The following is an 18446-nucleotide window of genomic DNA, read 5'->3' as shown; positions in this document are numbered from 1 at the left end:
GGGAGGTCTGCCGTGCTGCCCAAAACCTGCGGATGTCCGCCCTTTCGGGTGACGTCGAGCGAGGTGCGACCGGCGGCATGGAGCCTCCTCCAAAAGCAGGAATTTCAAATCCACCACACCAGCCAGAAGCCTCGTGCACTGGCCAGGCAGCAGACAGGATAGCGGCGACATGCTTGGGCCTTCAGCGCATATCGACACGTTCACGCGCGATCACCTGCCGCCGCCCGAGCAATGGCCGGACTTCCTGCTCGACGGTTTCGACTATCCTGAACGTCTCAATGCCGGCGTCGAACTAACCGACAGGCTGGTCGAGATGGGCCTGGGTGACCATACCGCGCTGATCGGCAATGGCCGCCGCCGCACCTACAAGGAACTGTCCGATTGGACGAACAGGCTGGCCCATGCGCTGGTCGAGAATTATGGCGTGAAGCCGGGCAACCGGGTGCTGATCCGCTCGGCCAACAACCCCGCCATGGTCGCTTGCTGGCTGGCTGCCACCAAGGTCGGCGCCGTGGTCGTCAACACCATGCCGATGCTGCGCGCCGGCGAGCTTGCCAAGATCGTCGACAAGGCGGAAATCACAATCGCGCTCTGCGACACCAGGCTGATGGACGAGATGACCGCTTGCGCCAAGGACAGCGCGTTCCTCAAGCAGGTTATCGGCTTCGACGGCACCGCCAACCATGATGCCGAACTCGATCGCGCGGCTCTCGACAAGTCGGTTGTTTTCAGCGCCGTCAACACCGGCCGCGACGACGTCGCGCTGCTCGGCTTCACCTCGGGAACGACAGGCGTGCCGAAGGCGACGATGCATTTCCACCGCGACCTCTTGACCATCGCCGACGCCTACGCCCGCGAAATCCTACAGGTGACGCCGGACGACATCTTTGTCGGCTCGCCGCCGCTGGCCTTCACCTTCGGCCTTGGTGGTCTCGCCATCTTCCCGCTGCGCTTCGGTGCGGCGGCGACGCTGCTCGAACAGGCGACGCCGCCCAACATGATCCACATCATCGAGACCTACAAAGCGACCATCTCCTTCACCGCGCCGACCGCCTATCGCGCGATGCTGAAGGCCATGGACGAGGGTGCCGACCTGTCATCGCTACGCGTCGCCGTTTCGGCCGGCGAAACCTTGCCCGCTCCGGTTTTCGAAGAGTGGACGCAAAAGACCGGCAAGCCGATCCTAGACGGTATCGGCGCCACCGAAATGCTGCACATCTTCATCTCCAACCGTTTTGGCGACATGAAGCCCGCGTCGACCGGCAAGCCGGTGGGCGGCTATGAGGCGCGCATCGTCGATGATGAGATGCGCGAGGTGCCGCGCGGCACGACCGGCAGGCTGGCGGTGCGCGGCCCGACCGGCTGCCGCTACATGGCCGATAACAGGCAGACGGAATACGTTCGCGACGGCTGGAACCTCACCGGCGACACCTTCACGCAGGACGAGGACGGCTTCTTCCATTTCGCCGCCCGCTCCGACGACATGATCGTCAGCGCCGGCTACAACATCGCCGGCCCCGAGGTCGAGGCGGCGCTGCTGGCGCATCCGGATGTCGCCGAATGCGCGGTGATCGGCGCCCAAGACGCCGAACGCGGACAGATCGTCGAGGCGCATGTCGTGCTGGTGCAAGGCGTGGCACCTGACGCGTTGACCACCAAGCGCCTGCAGGACCACGTCAAGGCGACGATCGCGCCCTACAAATATCCGCGATCGGTGAAGTTCATCGCTGCGTTGCCCAAGACGCAGACCGGCAAGATCCAGCGCTTCCGGCTGCGCACGGAGAAAATCAATTGAGCGAACCATACGATCCGGCTTCCGAAGGCGCACAGATGTCGTTCAAGGAGCGCATGTCCTACAGCGACTATCTGCACCTGGAGAAAGTGCTGGAGGCACAGACGCCGCTGTCGTCGGCGCATGATGAGATGCTGTTCATCATCCAGCATCAGACCTCCGAGCTCTGGATGAAGCTCGCTCTGCACGAGATCGGTGCCGCGATCCGTTCCATCCGCGCCGACCGCCTCGAGCCGAGCTTCAAGATGCTGTCGCGCGTCGCCCGCATTTTCGAACAGTTGAACAACGCCTGGGACGTGCTGCGGACGATGACGCCTAGCGAATACACCGAGTTCCGCGACGCGCTCGGCCAATCCTCGGGTTTCCAATCCTGGCAATATCGCGCCATCGAGTTCATGGCCGGTAACCGCAACCTCGCCATGCTCGGCCCGCACAAGCACCGGCCGGACCTCAGCCAGAAGCTGGAGACGATCCTGGCCGAGCCGTCGCTCTACGACGAAGCGCTGCTGCTGCTGGCGCGCAACGGATTCGATATCGGCGCCGACGCCAGGCGCACCGACTGGCGTGAGACGCGCGCCGAGAATGAAGAGGTCCTGGTTGCCTGGCAGACCGTTTATCGTGACCCGCAACGCTACTGGATGTTCTACGAACTGGCCGAGAAGCTGGTCGACTTCGAGGATTATTTCCGCCGCTGGCGCTTCAACCACGTCACCACGGTCGAGCGCATCATCGGCCTCAAGCGCGGCACCGGCGGCACGTCGGGTGCGTCCTACTTGAAGAAGATGCTCGAGGTCGTCCTGTTTCCAGAGCTCTGGACGGTCCGCACCCGGCTCTGACTATTGTGCGCACTTTTACGCACCAAGGAGTAATGCGATTCAGGTCAGGCCGAGCCGAAAACGACGGTTTTCGAGAACCGGGCGGAACATTCGGGTCCGTGAGCACCAGAAGCGCAGAAAGCCGTCGTTTGCAGGCCGGCATCACCTGAATATCAACACACCTCAAGTGACTGCCGTCTTGACCGCGAACCGCGCGTCCCGCCAGGCGCCGGTGCGCAGAATGTCTTCCAGCACCTCGACCGCCTGCCAGACATCCCTGTAGCCGACATAGAGCGGCGTGAAGCCGAAGCGGATGGTCGACGGCGCGCGGAAATCGCCGATCACGCCGCGCTCGATCAAGGCCCGCATCACCTGGTAGCCATGCGGGTGGATGAACGAAACCTGGCTGCCGCGCTCATCGCCGTTGCGCGGGCTTTCGAGCTCGAGGCCATAGGCGCCGCATTTCGCTTCGACGAGCTGGATGAACAGGTCGGTCAGTGCGATGCTCTTCTTGCGCACCACCGCCATGTCGACATCGTTCCAGAGGTCCAACGCGCCCTTGAGCGCCCGCATCGACAACACCGGCTGCGTGCCGCACAGGAAGCGGCGGATGCCGGTGCCGGCCGCATAGGCCTGTTCGAAGGCGAACGGCCGCGCATGCCCCCACCAGCCGCTGAGCGGCTGATGGACATCTCCATGGTGGCGCCTTGCGGCATAGATGAAGGCCGGTGAGCCCGGGCCGCCATTGAGGTACTTGTAGGTGCAGCCAATGGCGAAATCGGCATTGGCACCGTCAAGCTCGACCGGCAGCGCTCCGGCGGTGTGGCAGAGGTCCCAGACGATCAGCGCACCGGCCTGATGGGCCCTGCGGGTCAGCGCCGCCATGTCGCGCAACTGACCGGATTTGTAGTTGACGTGGTTGACCAGGATGACGGCGACGCGTTCATCGATCAGCTCCTCAATATCAGGCGCGTCGACTCCCTCAAGCCGCAGCACGGTACCTGGTCGCGTCGAAGCAACGCCTTCGGCCATATAGAGGTCGGTTGGAAAACTGTCGCCCTCGGCGACGATGACCGACCGGTCCGGCCGCATTGTGAGTGCCGCATGCAAGACCTTGTAGATGTTGATCGAGGTTGTATCGCAGACCACCGTCTGGCCGGCTGCGGCACCAATCAGGCGTCCGAGTTGGTCGCCGAGCTCGACCGGCATGTCGAACCAGCCGGCGGTGTTCCAGGCACGGATGAGATCCTGCGCCCATTCCTGCGTCGCGGCCTTCTGGATCTCTTCGAAGACGGCGGGTGAAGCCGCGCCAAGCGAATTGCCGTCGAGGTAGATCACCCCTTCCGGCAAGACGAAACGATCGCGCATGGCACGCAGCGGATCCGCGGCATCCATCGCCGCGATTGCAGCGAGATCGAGAGTGGCATTCATGATCGACTATCCCCGCGCATGAGCGTGCTCGGATGAGCATCAGGTGAAACGGTTGGCCGATCATGGGCAGTCTCTTGGTTGCTGTCAAACATTATATATAATTTACGGAATGAAAGAATTTCATATATAATCATCGCCCAGATAGTATGGATGGACGGCGATGCTGGACGACGAGCACTTCTCGAAGACGGAAGCAGCCTACAGGCTGTTGCGTCGCGATATCCTCACGACCCGTCTGAAGCCCGGCGCGCCGCTCAAGCTCAGCGGGTTGCGCAATAGCTACGGCATTGGCTGGACCCCGTTACGCGAGGCGCTGTCGCGGTTGGAGGCCGAGCGCCTGGTGACCGCCATCAGCAATCGCGGCTTTGCCGTCGCACCAGTCTCGCGCGTCGAGCTGGAAGATCTGTCACGCGCGAGGCTGGTGGTCGAACTGCCGCTGCTCCAGGAATCGATCGAGAAAGGCGGCCGTGAATGGGAGGACGCCGTTGTCGCCGCCCATTACCGGCTGTCGCGCTGCAAGACAGCGGTCGACGACCCGTCCGACGGCGTGGTCGACGAATGGGATGAAAAACACGAGGCTTTCCACGCGGCACTGCTCGGCGCGGCAACATCCCCATGGCTGCTGACCTTCCATTCCACGATCGCGGATCAGTTGCGTCGCCATCACCGTTTTCTAGGCCTTGCACCAACCCTGCGGGCGGTCGCCGGTCTGCAGCACGGTTATGAGGAGGCCGTGACGGCGTTGCGCCAGGCTGTCGCGATCGAACATCACACCGCGCTCATGGAAGCGGCGCTCGATCGCAACATCGAGCGCGCGAAAACCCTGATGATTGCCCACATCGACTACACGTTGCATGTCTATGTCCATGCCTGCGACCGCAGCACAAACAAGCGGTAATGCAACAGGAACAAGCCAAAGCCGACTTCGTCAATTTCTCCGGCGAAGTTGGCATTTTGGCTTCGTTTCGTTCACGGCAGGCCAACCATCGGTGACGTGAACAAAGCCCTCTCGTCAAGCTTCATCTGTAACGGATGCCAAGCCCGATACAGGGTGGGCCACAAGCCATTAACCATAACATTTTCAATCGAACCAAGGCTGTGGCGGTGGCAGACAAGCGTCGAACGCCGCACGCTGCCGCGCGGCAGATGATTTCAGCCGTCTTAACAAATTCATTAAACTTTAAACGGTTGCGGAACACAACTGGAACAGATAGTGTTTGTTCTGGGTTTGTTTTTCCGATTCCGATTTCAGGTAACCTGGGGGCTGCCATGCTGACGCGCAAACAACATGAACTGCTGATGTTCATCCATGAACGCCTCAAGGAGAGCGGTATTCCGCCATCCTTCGATGAGATGAAGGAAGCGCTCGACCTTGCCTCCAAATCCGGCATCCACCGGCTGATCACGGCGCTGGAGGAGCGCGGCTTCATTCGCCGACTGCCCAACCGGGCGCGCGCGCTGGAAGTGCTGCGGCTGCCGGACTCGATCGCGCCTGGCCTCAACGCGGCAAAAAAGTTCTCACCAAGCGTCATTCAGGGCAGTCTTGGGCAAGGCGGACTTGGTCGGCAAATCAAGCCGTCGCCTTCGCGGATGCCTTCTGCCGGCAATGACGACGACGTGGTCTCCGCCGTGTCGATACCGGTGATGGGCCGCATTGCCGCCGGCGTGCCGATCGACGCCATCCAGCACCAGACGCATTCGATCTCGGTGCCGCCGGACATGATCATGGGTGGCGAGCACTACGCCCTGGAGGTCAAGGGCGATTCGATGATCGAGGCCGGCATCTTCGACGGCGACACCGTCATCATCCGTAACGCCGACACAGCGAGCCCGGGCGAGATCATCGTGGCGCTGGTGGATGAAGAGGAAGCGACGCTGAAGCGGTTCCGCCGCAAGGGCGCCTCGATTGCTCTCGAAGCCGCCAACCCGGCCTATGAAACCCGCATTTTTGGACCGGACAGGGTCAAGGTGCAAGGCAAGCTCGTGGGCCTGATCAGGCGCTACTGAGCAGGGCTTGCAACCGGCTTTTCGGGTTTGCGAAAGGGCGGCAGGCCCCTCGCCTCGCGCGAGAATTTGCGTTGCGTGTGCCAGGGCCGGTATGGCCTGTCCACCGCGAAGCTGACCGTTGCCGGCGTGGTCGCCGACTCTCGATCGAAGAAGACGGCGGCGCTGCCCTTGCGGGCCAGTTGCCGTTTGGTGATGACGAGCACCAGGGGATTGTGACAGGGGTCATAGGCCGTCGCGTCATTGATGACAATCAGGTCAGCGAAGCCGCAGGCTTTCCAGGCGTCTTTTCGATCTTCGACATGCGCGATGATCGCACCGGACGGATGCTTGGCGAGACAAACGCCTGATGCGCAGTAGAAAGGCGCTCCGGGCGGTATTCCAGCGGCATCCGCTATGTCGAATTGCCCGTCGCCGTTGTTGAACACCTCCGGCACGACGATGGTTTCGGATGTCAGAGCGCGTTTCCAGTTGTCGACCGTGAATTCGTTCGGACGTGCGCGGCTGACGGCGAGCTCGCCGCCCCCGATCGGCAACGCGACCAGCCTGGCGTCCTCCGAGATCAGCACGTCCGGTGCGCGCGTATCCGAGACGGTCAACAGGCCGGCAAGCGCGAAGGGAAGGGCTGCGAGCCGCAGCCATGTCGTCGCCATGGTTGCAATGACCAAGGCAATCGCCACCAGCAGGACAGACTGCTGCGAAATCAACCCGACGGCGTCGACCGGCGAGCGCTCGGAAATCCATCCGGACATGGCGATCATCGCCGTCAGGCCCTTGCCCATCACATAAAGAAAGGGGCCGTCGGCACCGAACGGCATCGCCAGCGCGCTGAGGACGGCGAAGGGCATGACTACCAGTGACACGATCGGCATGATGGCCAGATTGGCGAACAGGCTGAGCGGCGACACCCGCTGAAAATGCCAGATGGCAAACAGTGCAGTCGCGCCGCCGGCGATGATGGAGGTCATGGCAAGGCCACCAGCCGCCAGCAGGAATTTTTGCGTGAGAAAGCCAGGCAGCGATCGCCGTGGTGGCGGAGGTCTCGTTTTTCCCGCTCGATGATCCGACCAGCCGGCATAGGCGCCGACCAGCGCAGCCGTCGCCGCGAACGACATCTGGAAGCTCGGGCCGACCACCTCATGCGGCGACACCACAATGACGGCGATCGCCGAGATCGCCAGATTGCGCATGGTCAGCGCCGCCCGATCGAACAGCACGGCAATCAGCATCACCGCCAGCATGATGAAGCTGCGCTCCGCGGCAACGACGACGCCCGAGATGACTAGATAGGCGGCGATCGAGAAAAGTGCCGCGGCGGCCGCGTATTTCTTCACCCGCCGACGCGCGGAAAAGTCCGGAAACAGGGCGAAGGCGCCACGCAGCAAGCCCATGATTGTGCCGGCGACCAGCGCCATGTGCAGACCGGAAATGGAGATGATGTGGTAAATGCCGGTACGCCGCATCGCTTCGTTGATGTCATCGGGAATGCCGGCGCGCACGCCGACGATCAGCGCCGCGGCGATCTCGCCCTCGGCACCACCGACACTGCCCCTGATATGGTCGGCGATGGCTTCGCGGGCATTTTCTATCCCCGAGAAAAGGCGGGCCGACAGCGGCATTTCGTTGTCATCGGTGGCGGCCATCTTTGGATTGCCGAGAAAGAACCCGCTGCCGCCGATGCCGGCGAAGTAGCTGTCGAAGGAGAAGTCGTAGCTGTCCGGCCGCACCGGGCCTGTCGGCGGCAACAGCTTGGCGTAGCCGGTGATGAGGGAGCCGGCGGTCATCTCTGCCGGGATCTTTCGCGCCGAAAGCCGAACCCGCTCCGGCGCATAGCGCAATTTCGGCCGGGCGGTCGACGTCACGTCGATGGTCAGCCGAATGCGGCCGCTCTCCATCCGGTCGAGCGAGACCACCCGCCCCGTCAGTTGCGTCGAGATTTCCGAGCCCAGAATCTGCGTTCCCGCCCGCCATGTCTCGACCTTTGCGACGAGCAAGCCCAGCGCACACAACAATGCTGCCATGAAGCACAGATGGGTTTTCGGCCAGGAACGCGAGACAAGCGCACAGAGCGCCGTCAGCGCAACGACCGCGACAGGCTTTGGAAAGTCAGGCTCCGCCGCCAGCGAAAAATAGCCGATCGCCCCGATTGCCAGGCAGACCGGCACCAGCAGAAAGGCCACGCCTCGGTCGAGCTCCAGACCCGCTGCCGTGGCTAGGCTGTGGCGCAGGCGAGGCAGTGATATCGGGCCGATTTGCCGGCGCACGCGCACGATTCTGCCGACTTCGGCAACTGGAACAGCGACCGGGATATCGGCTTGCAATGGCAGGTTGCCGGTGCCCGGCACGAGCGGTGATGGCGGCGGCAACGAAGCCGGCTGCGGCGGCGCAAACAGCGACCGTTCGCTGACGCCGATAGCAGCGTCCTCGCCCTGATCCGAGCCCCGGCCTCGTCCAGCCATCGGGTCTGCCCCTTGCACCCTCGACACCCTATGCTACATGAACGCCGACCGCGCGAAAGTCCGCGCAACCGCATCCCGCTTCAGATGGTTTCCGAGAGTTCCATGTCCGACAAGGTCGTCACCCGTTTTGCCCCCTCGCCCACCGGCTACCTGCACATCGGCGGCGCGCGCACGGCGCTGTTCAACTGGCTGTATGCAAAGCACACCGATGGCACGATGCTGCTGCGCATCGAGGACACCGATCGTGAGCGTTCGACAGATTCTGCCACCGCGGCCATTCTCGATGGGCTTTCCTGGCTCGGGTTGACCTGGGACGGCGAGCCGGTGTCGCAGTTCGAGCGTGCGCCGCGCCACCGTGAGGTGGCCGAGGAGCTCGTGCGCATGGGCAAGGCCTACTACTGCTACGCGACGCCGGCCGAGTTGGAGGCGATGCGTGAGGCAGCACGGGCCAAGGGGCTGCCGCCCCGCTATGACGGCCGCTGGCGTGACCGCGACCCGTCCGAGGCGCCCGCAGGCGCCAAGGGCGCAATCCGCATCAAGGCGCCGACCGAGGGCGAGACGGTGGTGCACGACCGTGTCCAGGGCGAGGTGCGCTTTCCCAACAAGGATCTCGACGACTTCATCATCCTGCGTTCGGATGGCAACCCGACCTACATGCATGCCGTCGTCGTCGACGATCACGACATGGGCGTCACCCATATCATTCGTGGTGACGACCACCTGACCAACGCCGCCCGCCAGACGGTGATCTACAACGCCATGGACTGGGACGTGCCGTCGATGTCGCATATCCCGCTGATCCACGGCGCCGATGGCGCCAAGCTGTCGAAGCGGCACGGCGCCCTTGGCGTCGAGGCTTATCGCGCCATGGGCTACCTGCCTGACGCGCTGCTGAACTACCTGGCGCGGCTCGGCTGGAGCCATGGCGACGACGAGATCATGTCGATCAAGGACATGATTTCCTGGTTCGACATCGGCGATGTCAACAAGGGCGCGGCCCGCTTCGACTTCGCCAAGCTCGAGGCGCTGAACGGCGTCCATATGCGCCGCATGAGCGATGCCGAGCTGTTCGATATCTTCATCGCCACCTTGCCCTATCTCAAGGGTGGTCCGGCGATGGCCGCGCGCCTCGACGAGAAGAACAAGGCGCAGCTGCTCGCCGCGTTGCCGGGCCTGAAGGAGCGCGCCAAGACGCTGGTCGAGCTTGTCGATGGCGCCGCCTTCCTGTTTGCCACCCGGCCGCTGCCGATCGACGACAAGGCGGCACTTCTGCTCAATGACGACGCACGCAAGATCCTGCGCGGCGCTCACGAAGCTTTGAACGCGCTTTCAGGCGACTGGACGGCCACTGCCGCGGAGGCCGCGGTCCGCGATTATGCGCAGGCTGGCGGCCACAAGCTTGGCGCCGTGGCCCAGCCTTTGCGCGCCGCGTTGACCGGGAAAAGCACCTCGCCGGGCGTGTTCGACGTGCTTGCCGTGCTCGGGCGCGAGGAGAGCCTGGCGCGCATAGCGGATCAAATCGATTAGGAGCAAACTGGCCCAAGAAGATTGGCATTGAAAGGCGCGTTTCGCAGTGCAACATTAGGCCTTGGCCCAATCTGGCACGCACCTCCTAATATGCGGTGGCGAATACGCGCATTGCGGTGATTTCGACGTGTCGCTCTGCAGAATTTTGCCTTTGCCGGCATGAGGAAACAAGAAGGAGTTTGCAATGACCGAAGCTGCGAAAAAACTGGATTTGGGCGGCACGACCCGAGAGGCCACGGCAACGCTTGAATTCGCCGGCAAGACTCACGAGTTCAAGGTGCGAAGCGGTTCGGTCGGGCCCGATGTCATCGACATCGCCTCGCTCTACAGCACCACCGGCGCCTTCACCTATGATCCCGGCTTCACCTCGACCGCAAGCTGCGAGTCCGAGATCACCTTCATCGACGGCGACGCCGGCATCCTCTTGCACCGCGGCTATCCGATCGATCAGCTGGCCGAACACGGCGATTTCCTCGAGGTCTGCTATCTCCTGCTCTACGGCGAATTGCCGACCAAGGCGCAGAAGGACGATTTCGATTACCGCGTGACCCGCCACACCATGGTGCACGAGCAGATGTCGCGCTTCTTCACCGGCTTCCGCCGTGACGCGCATCCGATGGCGGTGATGTGCGGCGTGGTCGGTGCGCTGTCGGCTTTCTATCACGACTCCACCGACATCTCCGACCCCTACCAGCGCATGGTTGCCTCCATGCGGCTGATCGCCAAGATGCCGACGATCGCGGCGATGGCCTACAAATACCACATCGGCCAGCCCTTCATTTACCCGAAGAACGAGCTGAACTTCGCCGCCAACTTCCTGCATATGTGCTTTGCCGTGCCGTGCGAGGAATACAAGATCAATCCCGTGCTGGCGCGCGCCATGGAGCGTATCTTCATCCTGCACGCCGACCATGAGCAGAACGCCTCGACCTCGACGGTGCGTCTCGCCGGGTCTTCGGGCGCCAACCCGTTCGCCTGTATCGCTGCCGGTATTGCCTGCCTGTGGGGCCCAGCCCATGGCGGCGCCAATGAAGCGGCGCTGAACATGCTGGGCGAGATCGGCCATGTCGATCACATCCCGGAGTTCATTGCCCGCGCCAAGGACAAGAACGACCCGTTCCGGCTGATGGGCTTTGGCCACCGTGTCTACAAGAACTACGATCCGCGCGCAAAGATCATGCAGAAGACGGCGCACGAGGTTCTGGGCGAGCTTGGCATCAAGGACGATCCGCTGCTCGACATCGCCATGGAACTGGAGAAGATCGCGCTGACCGATCCCTATTTCATCGAGAAGAAGCTCTACCCCAATGTCGACTTCTATTCCGGCATCACGCTAAAGGCGTTGGGCTTCCCCACCACCATGTTCACCGTGCTGTTCGCGGTCGCCCGCACCGTCGGCTGGATCGCGCAGTGGAAGGAGATGATCGAGGATCCGCGCCAGAAGATCGGCCGCCCGCGCCAGCTCTATACCGGCGCGCCGGAGCGCGACTACGTGCCGATCGCCAAGCGCTGATCGAAGCTTTCCGGACTGAAAAAGGCGCCCGTCAGGGCGCTTTTTTTATGTGATGAAGCACGACGCCCGCCGCGATCTCACCGGACGGCTTGTTGGTCGCCATACGCCGCGTGATCTCGGCAAAGCCTTGCTTCTGCCAAGCGCGCATGCCGCTGTCGGCGAACAGCGCTTCCAGTTGCCGGGTCAGATTGTTCGGCTTGACGTACTCGTTGTAGAACTCCGGGACCAGCGCGCGATCGGCGATCAGGTTGGGCAGCAGCGCCGACCAGACGGACAGCAGGTAAGGCGCCACGACACGGGCGACTGGATCGAGCCTGTAGCAGGAGACCATCGGCACACCCGCCAGCGCCAGCTCCAGCGACACCGTCCCGGACGCGATCAGCGCGGCGTCGGCCTTGCCGAAAGCCTGCCATTTGCGCTGGGGATCAAGGATGATCTCGGGCTTCTCATCCCACCTTGTGGCCGAAGATCTGACGAGGTCGGCGACATGCGGCACTGTCGGCAGCAGCAGCCGCAGACGATGTCCGCGCGCGCGCAGCATCGATACTGTCTCGCCGAACGGGTCGAGCAGCCGCCGAACCTCGCCCCGCCGCGAACCGGGCAGGACGAGCAATGTCTTGACGTGGTCCGGAGCGAGGTCGCGCGGCAGGTCCTGCGCCTTGGCCGCGGCGAGGACGCCCGGATCATGGGTGAGGCGATGCCCGACATAGGTTCCGGGCGGGCCGCCCAGCCGCTCGAGCTCCTTCACCTCGAACGGCAGGATGCAGAGGATATGGTCGACATAGGGCTTCATCGCCACCGCCCTGCCCGGCCGCCATGCCCAGACGCTTGGGCAGACATAGTGGATGATCGGGATCGACGGATTGGCCGCACGCACCTTCCTGGCGACGCGCAGCGAAAAGTCGGGGCTGTCGATGGTGATGAGGCAGTCAGGCTTCTCATCCGCAACGGTTTTGGCCAGCTGGTTGATCCGCCGCATCAGGCGCGGCAGGTCGCGCAGGATAGCGCTGAAACCCATCAGTGCGATCTCGCCGGCATCGAATGGCGACACCAATCCCAGTGCCTGCAAATGGCGGCCGCCGAGACCGACGAGTTGCACCTCACGCCCGGTAGCCTGCTTGAGCGAACGCACGATGTCGGCGCCAAGCAAGTCGCCGGACTCCTCGCCGGCAACGATTGCGATCTTCAATGCCCTGTCAGCCATGGTGCGGATCCGTAGCGGCAGACAAACCAATGACGAACAGACCAAGCGCGTTGGCGCGCGCTATGGTTTCAGGGCCTTCGAGAACCAGCGACCGTCCCGCTTCGACGGCGATGCCGGCAAGCCCGGCCGCATGCACCGCCTCGACCGTCTGCGGACCGATGGAAGGAAGATCTGCGCGCAGTTCTTGACCAGGCTTGGCGCATTTGATCAGGACGCCGCGGGTCTTGCCCGCAATACGGCCGTGACCGCGCAACAGCTTGGCGCGATCGAGCAGTCCGGCTGTCCCCTCGATGCCTTCGAGCGCAATGGTCCGGCCGCCGACCGCAATCGCCGCCTGGCCAATATCCAGCGCCCCTATGGCCTTTGCCGCCGCAAGGCCAGCCTCGATGTCGAGCCAGTCCGATTTTCGGGGCGCGGCTTTGGTCAGGACGCCTTCGGCGGCCACGAGGTTTGGTACGATTTCGTGGGCGCCGACGACCTTTATTCCACGCGCTTCGAGGCCGCGAGCCAAGACCTTCAGCAGGCCATCGTCGCCACGCGCCAGCGCCATGACCACCAGGGGGATCACCGCGAGCAGGCTGAGACTGGGGCGCAACGCAAGCAATCGTGGCCTGCGCTTGATCTCGCCGGCAAGCACCAGATGGGTAATCCGGTGCCGCCTCAGCAATGGTATCAGCGAGCCGATAGCTTCGAGAGCGAGGCTTTCATGCTCATACCGGGAGAGCTCGGCCATGCGGTCCACCTCGCCTTCCATCAGGATGACAAAGGGAGGGTAACCTCGTTCAGCCGAGCCGGCCGCGACTTCGACCGGCAGACTGCCACCGCCGGCGATGATGCCGACCCTCGAGCCCGGCGGAAGATCAAGACCCGCTGACGCGGTCTCAGTCTTCGTCATCGACATCATCGCCATCGCCGCCCTTGAGCGACGGCACCGCGTAATGCCGCTTGCTGCGACTGGTGATGAAATCGATGATCCTCATGGCGGTCGGTGACGACGCGAACTCCGCCTTGGCGAATTCGATGTTCTCGCCAACGGTTCGGGAACGATCGAAGATCATCCTGTAGGCCTTGCGCAGCAGATGGATTTCGGACCTCGGCAGGCCGGAACGCTTCAGGCCAATGATGTTGAGGCCGCGCAGGCTGGCGCGGTTGCCGACCGCGATGGCATAGGGGATGACGTCGCCCACGATCGCGGAGCAGCCACCCAAGAAAGCGTTGTCGCCGACGCGGACAAACTGATGAACCGCCGTCAGGCCGCCGATGTAGACATTGTTGCCGACTTCGCAGTGGCCGCCCAGTGTCGCCCCATTGGCGAACGTCGCATTGTTGCCTACGACGCAATCATGGGCGATGTGGGCATAGGCAAGGAAATTGCCGTTGTCGCCGACCGTCGTCTCGCCGCGGCTGGAATCGGTGCCGAGGTGCATGGTCACGCCTTCGCGGATCGTGCAGTTCTTGCCGATGACCAGGGTGGTGCGGCCGCCCTTGTGCTTGGTGTTCTGCGGCGGTCCGCCCAGTATCGCCATCGGGTAGACCTTGGTCGATGCACCGATGGTGGTCGCGCCCATCACCGAGACATGGCTGACCAGTTCGACGCCGTCGCCGATCACCGCATCGGCGCCGACATGACAAAACGGGCCGATGCGCACGCCTTGGCCGATTTGGGCGCCTTCCTCCACGACAGAGGAAGCATGGATAGATGTCTTGATTTTCATAAGCATTCGATCGTCAGTCGCTAGTGACCATCATGGCTGAAATCTCGGCCTCGGCCGCCTTGGCGCCGTCGACCATGGCTTCACAAGCGAATTTGAGCAGGTTGCCGCGTTTCTTGATTTTCTTGACATAGATCTTCAACTGGTCGCCGGGGACGACCGGTTTGCGGAATTTGGCGTTGTCGATGGTCAGGAAATAGACCAATGACGGCTTTTCAGTGCCCAGGCTGCGGATACAGATGGCGCCGGCCGTCTGCGCCATCGCCTCGACGATGAGCACACCCGGCATGACCGGCTGCTCGGGGAAATGGCCCTGAAAATGCGGCTCGTTTATGGTCACGTTCTTGATGCCGACAGCAGACTCGTCGCCGTCGATGTCGACGATGCGATCGATCATCAGGAACGGATAGCGGTGCGGCAGGAGCTTCATCAGCCCCATGATGTCGACCGCCTCCAGCGTCGTCGACGCGATCATGTCAGCCATTGCCTCCCTCGCCCTGTTTGCGGGTCCTGGCGAGCTTGCGCAGCATGGCTATCTCCCGCATGGCTTCCGCCATCGGCTGTGCCGGATAACCGCCCCAGATCTCGCCTGCAGGGACATTGCTCATAAATCCACTTCTGGCGGCAAGCTTGGCCCCAGACCCGATGGTCAGGTGATCCGCAAGCCCGACGCCGCCTCCCATGGTGACGTTGTCACCCACGACCACTGAACCCGAAATACCCGAAAGCCCGGCTATTATGCAATTGCGGCCGATGCGAACGTTATGGGCGATCTGCACGAGATTGTCGATCTTGGTACCCTGGCCGATGATCGTATCGGACATGGCGCCGCGATCGACGGTGGTGTTCGAGCCGATCTCGACGTCGTCCTGGATAACGACACGGCCGACCTGGGGCACGCGTTCGGGTCCCTTGGCGCCGCCGACGAAGCCAAAACCATCCTGGCCGATCCTGGCGCCGCCGTGGATGATGACGCGGTTGCCAATCAAGGCATACTGGATGCTGGCGCCCGGGCCGACATAGCCGTCGCGGCCAATCTGGCAGGATTGTCCGATGACCGCATTGGGCGCGATGACGGTACCGCTACCGATCGAAGCACTCGGACCGATGACAGCACCGGCCTCGATAACCGCGCCGGCTTCGACATGCGCGGTCGGATCGACATGAGCATGCGGCGAGACACCGGTTTCACTGGTCATTGGCCCCGGTGTCGCGGCCGTCGGAAAGAGCAGACGCCCGACCAGCGCGAAGGCCTGTTGCGGACGTGGATGGACCAGAACGGCGATGCCAGCCGGCGCCTTGCTGGCGAATTCCGCCGGACATAGGACCGCGGCCGCCCGCAGTGACGGCATCAGCGCCGAATTGCGTTTGCCATCGACGAAAACGAGCGCATTCTCGCCGCCTTCGTTGGCTGGCGCGAGTGCCTGGATCGAAATATCGGATTGGCCGGAATCGACAAGCACCGAGCCGGTCAGATTCGCGACTTCGCCCGCCGTGTACCGGCGTGATGGCGCGAAGAACACCGGATCGGTCATTCCAGAAGCTATATCCAGCTAGGTCGGAACATTTCTCCCGGACCTGAAAAATCCGGGAGCATCGTTGGCCGCCGATCAGAAGCGGGTCGATATGCCGAAGTTGAATTCCTGCACGTCGTCGGTTGCTTCCTTCTTGACCGGGATCGCATAGTCGATACGGATCGGACCGAACGGCGACGCCCACATCAAACCGATACCGACCGAGGCGCGCAGCTCCATGTCAGTCGATGTCTGAGTGGCGACGGTGTCGCTGATCTTGGTGCCATAGAGCGTTGCTGCGTCCGCGAACACGGCGCCGCGCAGGCCAAAGCTTTCCGGAACGACCGGCAGCGGGAACTGGGCTTCGGCCGAGGCGTTGAAATACGTCGTGCCACCGAGGTGGTCACCCGTAATACTGTCCGCCGGGCCAATGCCACCATATTCGAAACCGCGGATCATGCGGTCGGTACTCTGGAATTGGTCGAAGATGCGCAAACTGCCATCGCCGCCGTAAGACTGGACATGACCTGCACCAGCCGACACGAGGCCAACCAGATCGAACTGCTCCGAAAGCGTCTGATAGACGCTACCGCGCCCGGTAAGCTTCACATACTTGGCATCGCCGCCCAGGCCGGCAAATTCGGCCGTCGTGTTGGCGTAAATGCCTTCGTGCGGGTTCTTCATATCGTCGATGGTGTTGTAGACCAGACCAAGGCTGACCGACGATTTGATCCAGGGGCTTTCCTCGATACCCTGAACGATCGCCTGCGAGATGTCGCAGTCACCCAGCACGCCGTCTGCATTGTTATCGCAGCTGTCGTCGTACTCATATTTTTCCCGCGAGATGTTATACGCGAGCTGCGTCGTGATGCTGTTGGTGATTGGCAGGCCGAAGCGCACCGTAGCACCAGTGGTATCGCTATCGTATTTGTCGTACTCCCGCGTCTGCTTGAAGATGTCGAAGCCTGCGGCAATGCGCCGTCCGAGGAAATAGGGCTCGGTGAAAGACAAGCTGTAGTCGCGCGAATTCTTGCCGCCACCAGCCGACACCTTGATGAACTGACCGCGACCGAGGAAGTTGCGCTCGGTGATCGATCCTTCGACGGACGGACCGGACGTATCACCGCCGGTCGAATAGCCGGCGCCGACAGAGAACTCGCCGGTGGACTTTTCGACCACGTCAACCACCAGCACGACCTGATCGGGCTGCGAGCCCGGCACGGTCGAGATATCGACTTTGTCAAAGTAATTGAGGGCTTCCAGACGCTTCTTCGCGCGCTGGATGAGCACCTGATTGAACGCATCGCCTTCGCTGACGTCGAACTCGCGGCGAATGACATAGTCACGCGTGCGGTCGTTGCCGCGGATCTCGATGCGCTCGATATAGGCCTTGGTGCCCTGGTCGATCGTGTAGACAACCGAAATGGTGTGGTTCTCGAAATTGCGGTCGCCGCGCGGTGTCACCTGCGCGAAGGCATAGCCGGAACCGGCCACCTTCTCGGTTAGCGCGATGATGGTGTCCTCGACGTCCTTGGCATTGTAGACGTCGCCCTTGCGGGTCTCGACCACCGATTCCAGTGACTTGCTGTCGACTTCCGGGATCGTGCTTTCGACGCTGACATCGCCGAACGTGTAGCGGTCGCCTTCCTGGACAGTGATGGTCACCGTGTACTTGTTCGTCGCGTTGTCGAGTTCGCCGACAGCGGACACGACCTGGAAGTCGGCATAGCCGTGATTGTAATAGAAGCGGCGCAGCAGCTCCTGGTCGGCGCGCAGCTTGTCGTCGTCATAGACGTCGTCGCGCAGGATGAAGGAAACCCATGACGAGCGCTTGGTATTGATCACATCGGAGAGGCGGCGGCTGGAATAGGCGCTGTTGCCAACGAAATTGATTGCCGCGATCTGTGTGCGGTCGCCTTCAGTAATGTTGAAGACCACGTTCACGCGATTGTCGCCAAGCTGCATGACCTGCGTTGTCACAGTCACATCGTCGCGACCGATACGCCTGTAGGCAGCCTTGACCGCCTCGACGTCGGAATCGAGAGTCGCCTGCGAAAACGTTCCGCGCGGCTTCAGCTGCACCGCCATCGCCAGCGCGTTGTCCTTGAGCTTCTTGTTGTTCTGGAACAGCACCTGGTTGACGACCTGGTATTCGGAAACCTTGACCACCAGCGTCGAGCCGACCTGGTTGATCTGCACATCCGAGAACAGGCCCGTGCCGAACAGCGCCTTGACCGCACTGTCGATATCGGAACTGGAGAACGCCTTGCCCGGCTTGATGGAGATGTAATTGCGAACGGTATCAGCGTCGATACGCTGGTTGCCGCTCACTTCGACTCTGCTGACGACAGCGGCTTCGGCCGCCGATGTGGCAACGAACTGCACTGCGAGCGCGCCTGGCACGACAAGAGCCGCGGACAGGGTCACCGCGGAAGCGGCGCTCAGAAACTTGGATGCTGCCTTCATCGGGCTTAA

General features: G+C 62.5%; 14 protein-coding genes. 6 read left to right on the top strand and 8 right to left on the bottom strand.

The features are described from left to right. Positions 1-169: 169 nt before the first annotated feature. The gene (locus tag ACFSOZ_RS31155; protein WP_379104455.1) at positions 170-1795 is read left to right on the top strand and encodes an AMP-binding protein; all 1626 of its coding nucleotides are present in this window, start codon (positions 170-172) and stop codon (positions 1793-1795) included. Then, positions 1792-2628, top strand: a complete 837-nt coding sequence (gene kynA / locus ACFSOZ_RS31150) for a tryptophan 2,3-dioxygenase (RefSeq protein WP_379104452.1) — start codon at positions 1792-1794, stop codon at positions 2626-2628. The genes ACFSOZ_RS31155 and kynA overlap by 4 nt, the downstream gene beginning before the upstream one ends. 162 nt (positions 2629-2790) lie before the next feature. Here the strand turns inward: kynA and kynU are convergent, their stop codons facing one another. Then, the gene (gene kynU, locus ACFSOZ_RS31145) at positions 2791-4038 is read right to left on the bottom strand and encodes a kynureninase (protein ID WP_379104450.1); all 1248 of its coding nucleotides are present in this window, start codon (positions 4036-4038) and stop codon (positions 2791-2793) included. Positions 4039-4198: 160 nt separating this feature from the next. Here kynU and ACFSOZ_RS31140 point away from each other — a divergent pair, with 160 nt between their 5' ends. Then, positions 4199-4936: a GntR family transcriptional regulator gene (locus tag ACFSOZ_RS31140; protein ID WP_379104448.1), complete on the top strand. Its 738-nt coding sequence runs from the start codon at positions 4199-4201 to the stop codon at positions 4934-4936. Between the two features lie 371 nt (positions 4937-5307). Next, positions 5308-6045 carry a transcriptional repressor LexA gene (gene lexA / locus ACFSOZ_RS31135; RefSeq protein ID WP_379104446.1) on the top strand — a complete coding sequence of 246 codons (738 nt, stop codon included), beginning with the start codon at positions 5308-5310 and terminating at the stop codon, positions 6043-6045. Here the strand turns inward: lexA and ACFSOZ_RS31130 are convergent. Continuing rightward, positions 6039-8501: a ComEC/Rec2 family competence protein gene (locus ACFSOZ_RS31130; protein ID WP_379104444.1), complete on the bottom strand. Its 2463-nt coding sequence runs from the start codon at positions 8499-8501 to the stop codon at positions 6039-6041. The two genes, lexA and ACFSOZ_RS31130, sit on opposite strands and share 7 nt — an antisense overlap. Positions 8502-8603: 102 nt before the next feature. Here ACFSOZ_RS31130 and gltX point away from each other — a divergent pair, with 102 nt between their 5' ends. Both gltX and gltA read left to right on the top strand, forming a co-directional pair. Next, on the top strand, positions 8604-10028 hold the full coding sequence (gltX, locus tag ACFSOZ_RS31125) for a glutamate--tRNA ligase (protein ID WP_379104442.1): 1425 nt from the start codon (positions 8604-8606) through the stop codon (positions 10026-10028). 184 nt (positions 10029-10212) lie between these two features. Next, the gene (gene gltA / locus ACFSOZ_RS31120) at positions 10213-11541 is read left to right on the top strand and encodes a citrate synthase (protein ID WP_379104440.1); all 1329 of its coding nucleotides are present in this window, start codon (positions 10213-10215) and stop codon (positions 11539-11541) included. A 31-nt stretch (positions 11542-11572) separates the two neighbouring features. On the opposite strand, the gene lpxB is transcribed toward gltA, so the two are convergent. The 6 genes from lpxB to bamA form a co-directional block, all read right to left on the bottom strand. Next, positions 11573-12745 (bottom strand): lipid-A-disaccharide synthase, encoded by a 1173-nt coding sequence (gene lpxB, locus ACFSOZ_RS31115; RefSeq protein WP_379104438.1) that lies wholly within the window; start codon positions 12743-12745, stop codon positions 11573-11575. Continuing rightward, positions 12738-13640: an LpxI family protein gene (locus ACFSOZ_RS31110; RefSeq protein ID WP_379104437.1), complete on the bottom strand. Its 903-nt coding sequence runs from the start codon at positions 13638-13640 to the stop codon at positions 12738-12740. The genes lpxB and ACFSOZ_RS31110 overlap by 8 nt, the downstream gene beginning before the upstream one ends. After that, positions 13627-14460: an acyl-ACP--UDP-N-acetylglucosamine O-acyltransferase gene (lpxA, locus tag ACFSOZ_RS31105; protein WP_379104435.1), complete on the bottom strand. Its 834-nt coding sequence runs from the start codon at positions 14458-14460 to the stop codon at positions 13627-13629. Before lpxA ends, ACFSOZ_RS31110 begins: the two co-directional genes overlap by 14 nt. A 13-nt stretch (positions 14461-14473) precedes the next feature. Then, positions 14474-14941 (bottom strand): 3-hydroxyacyl-ACP dehydratase FabZ, encoded by a 468-nt coding sequence (gene fabZ, locus ACFSOZ_RS31100; protein ID WP_027036657.1) that lies wholly within the window; start codon positions 14939-14941, stop codon positions 14474-14476. After that, positions 14934-15992, bottom strand: coding sequence for a UDP-3-O-(3-hydroxymyristoyl)glucosamine N-acyltransferase (lpxD, locus tag ACFSOZ_RS31095; protein ID WP_379104432.1), 1059 nt, complete (start codon positions 15990-15992; stop codon positions 14934-14936). Before lpxD ends, fabZ begins: the two co-directional genes overlap by 8 nt. 75 nt (positions 15993-16067) lie before the next feature. Continuing rightward, positions 16068-18437: an outer membrane protein assembly factor BamA gene (gene bamA / locus ACFSOZ_RS31090; protein ID WP_379104569.1), complete on the bottom strand. Its 2370-nt coding sequence runs from the start codon at positions 18435-18437 to the stop codon at positions 16068-16070. Positions 18438-18446 lie beyond the last annotated feature (9 nt).

Origin of the sequence: Mesorhizobium newzealandense, from assembly GCF_042682145.1 — a bacterium.
Taxonomy (GTDB): domain Bacteria; phylum Pseudomonadota; class Alphaproteobacteria; order Rhizobiales; family Rhizobiaceae; genus Mesorhizobium; species Mesorhizobium newzealandense.
Note: the sequence above shows the minus strand (reverse complement) of the source record. Positions and strands in the feature narration are given on the sequence as shown.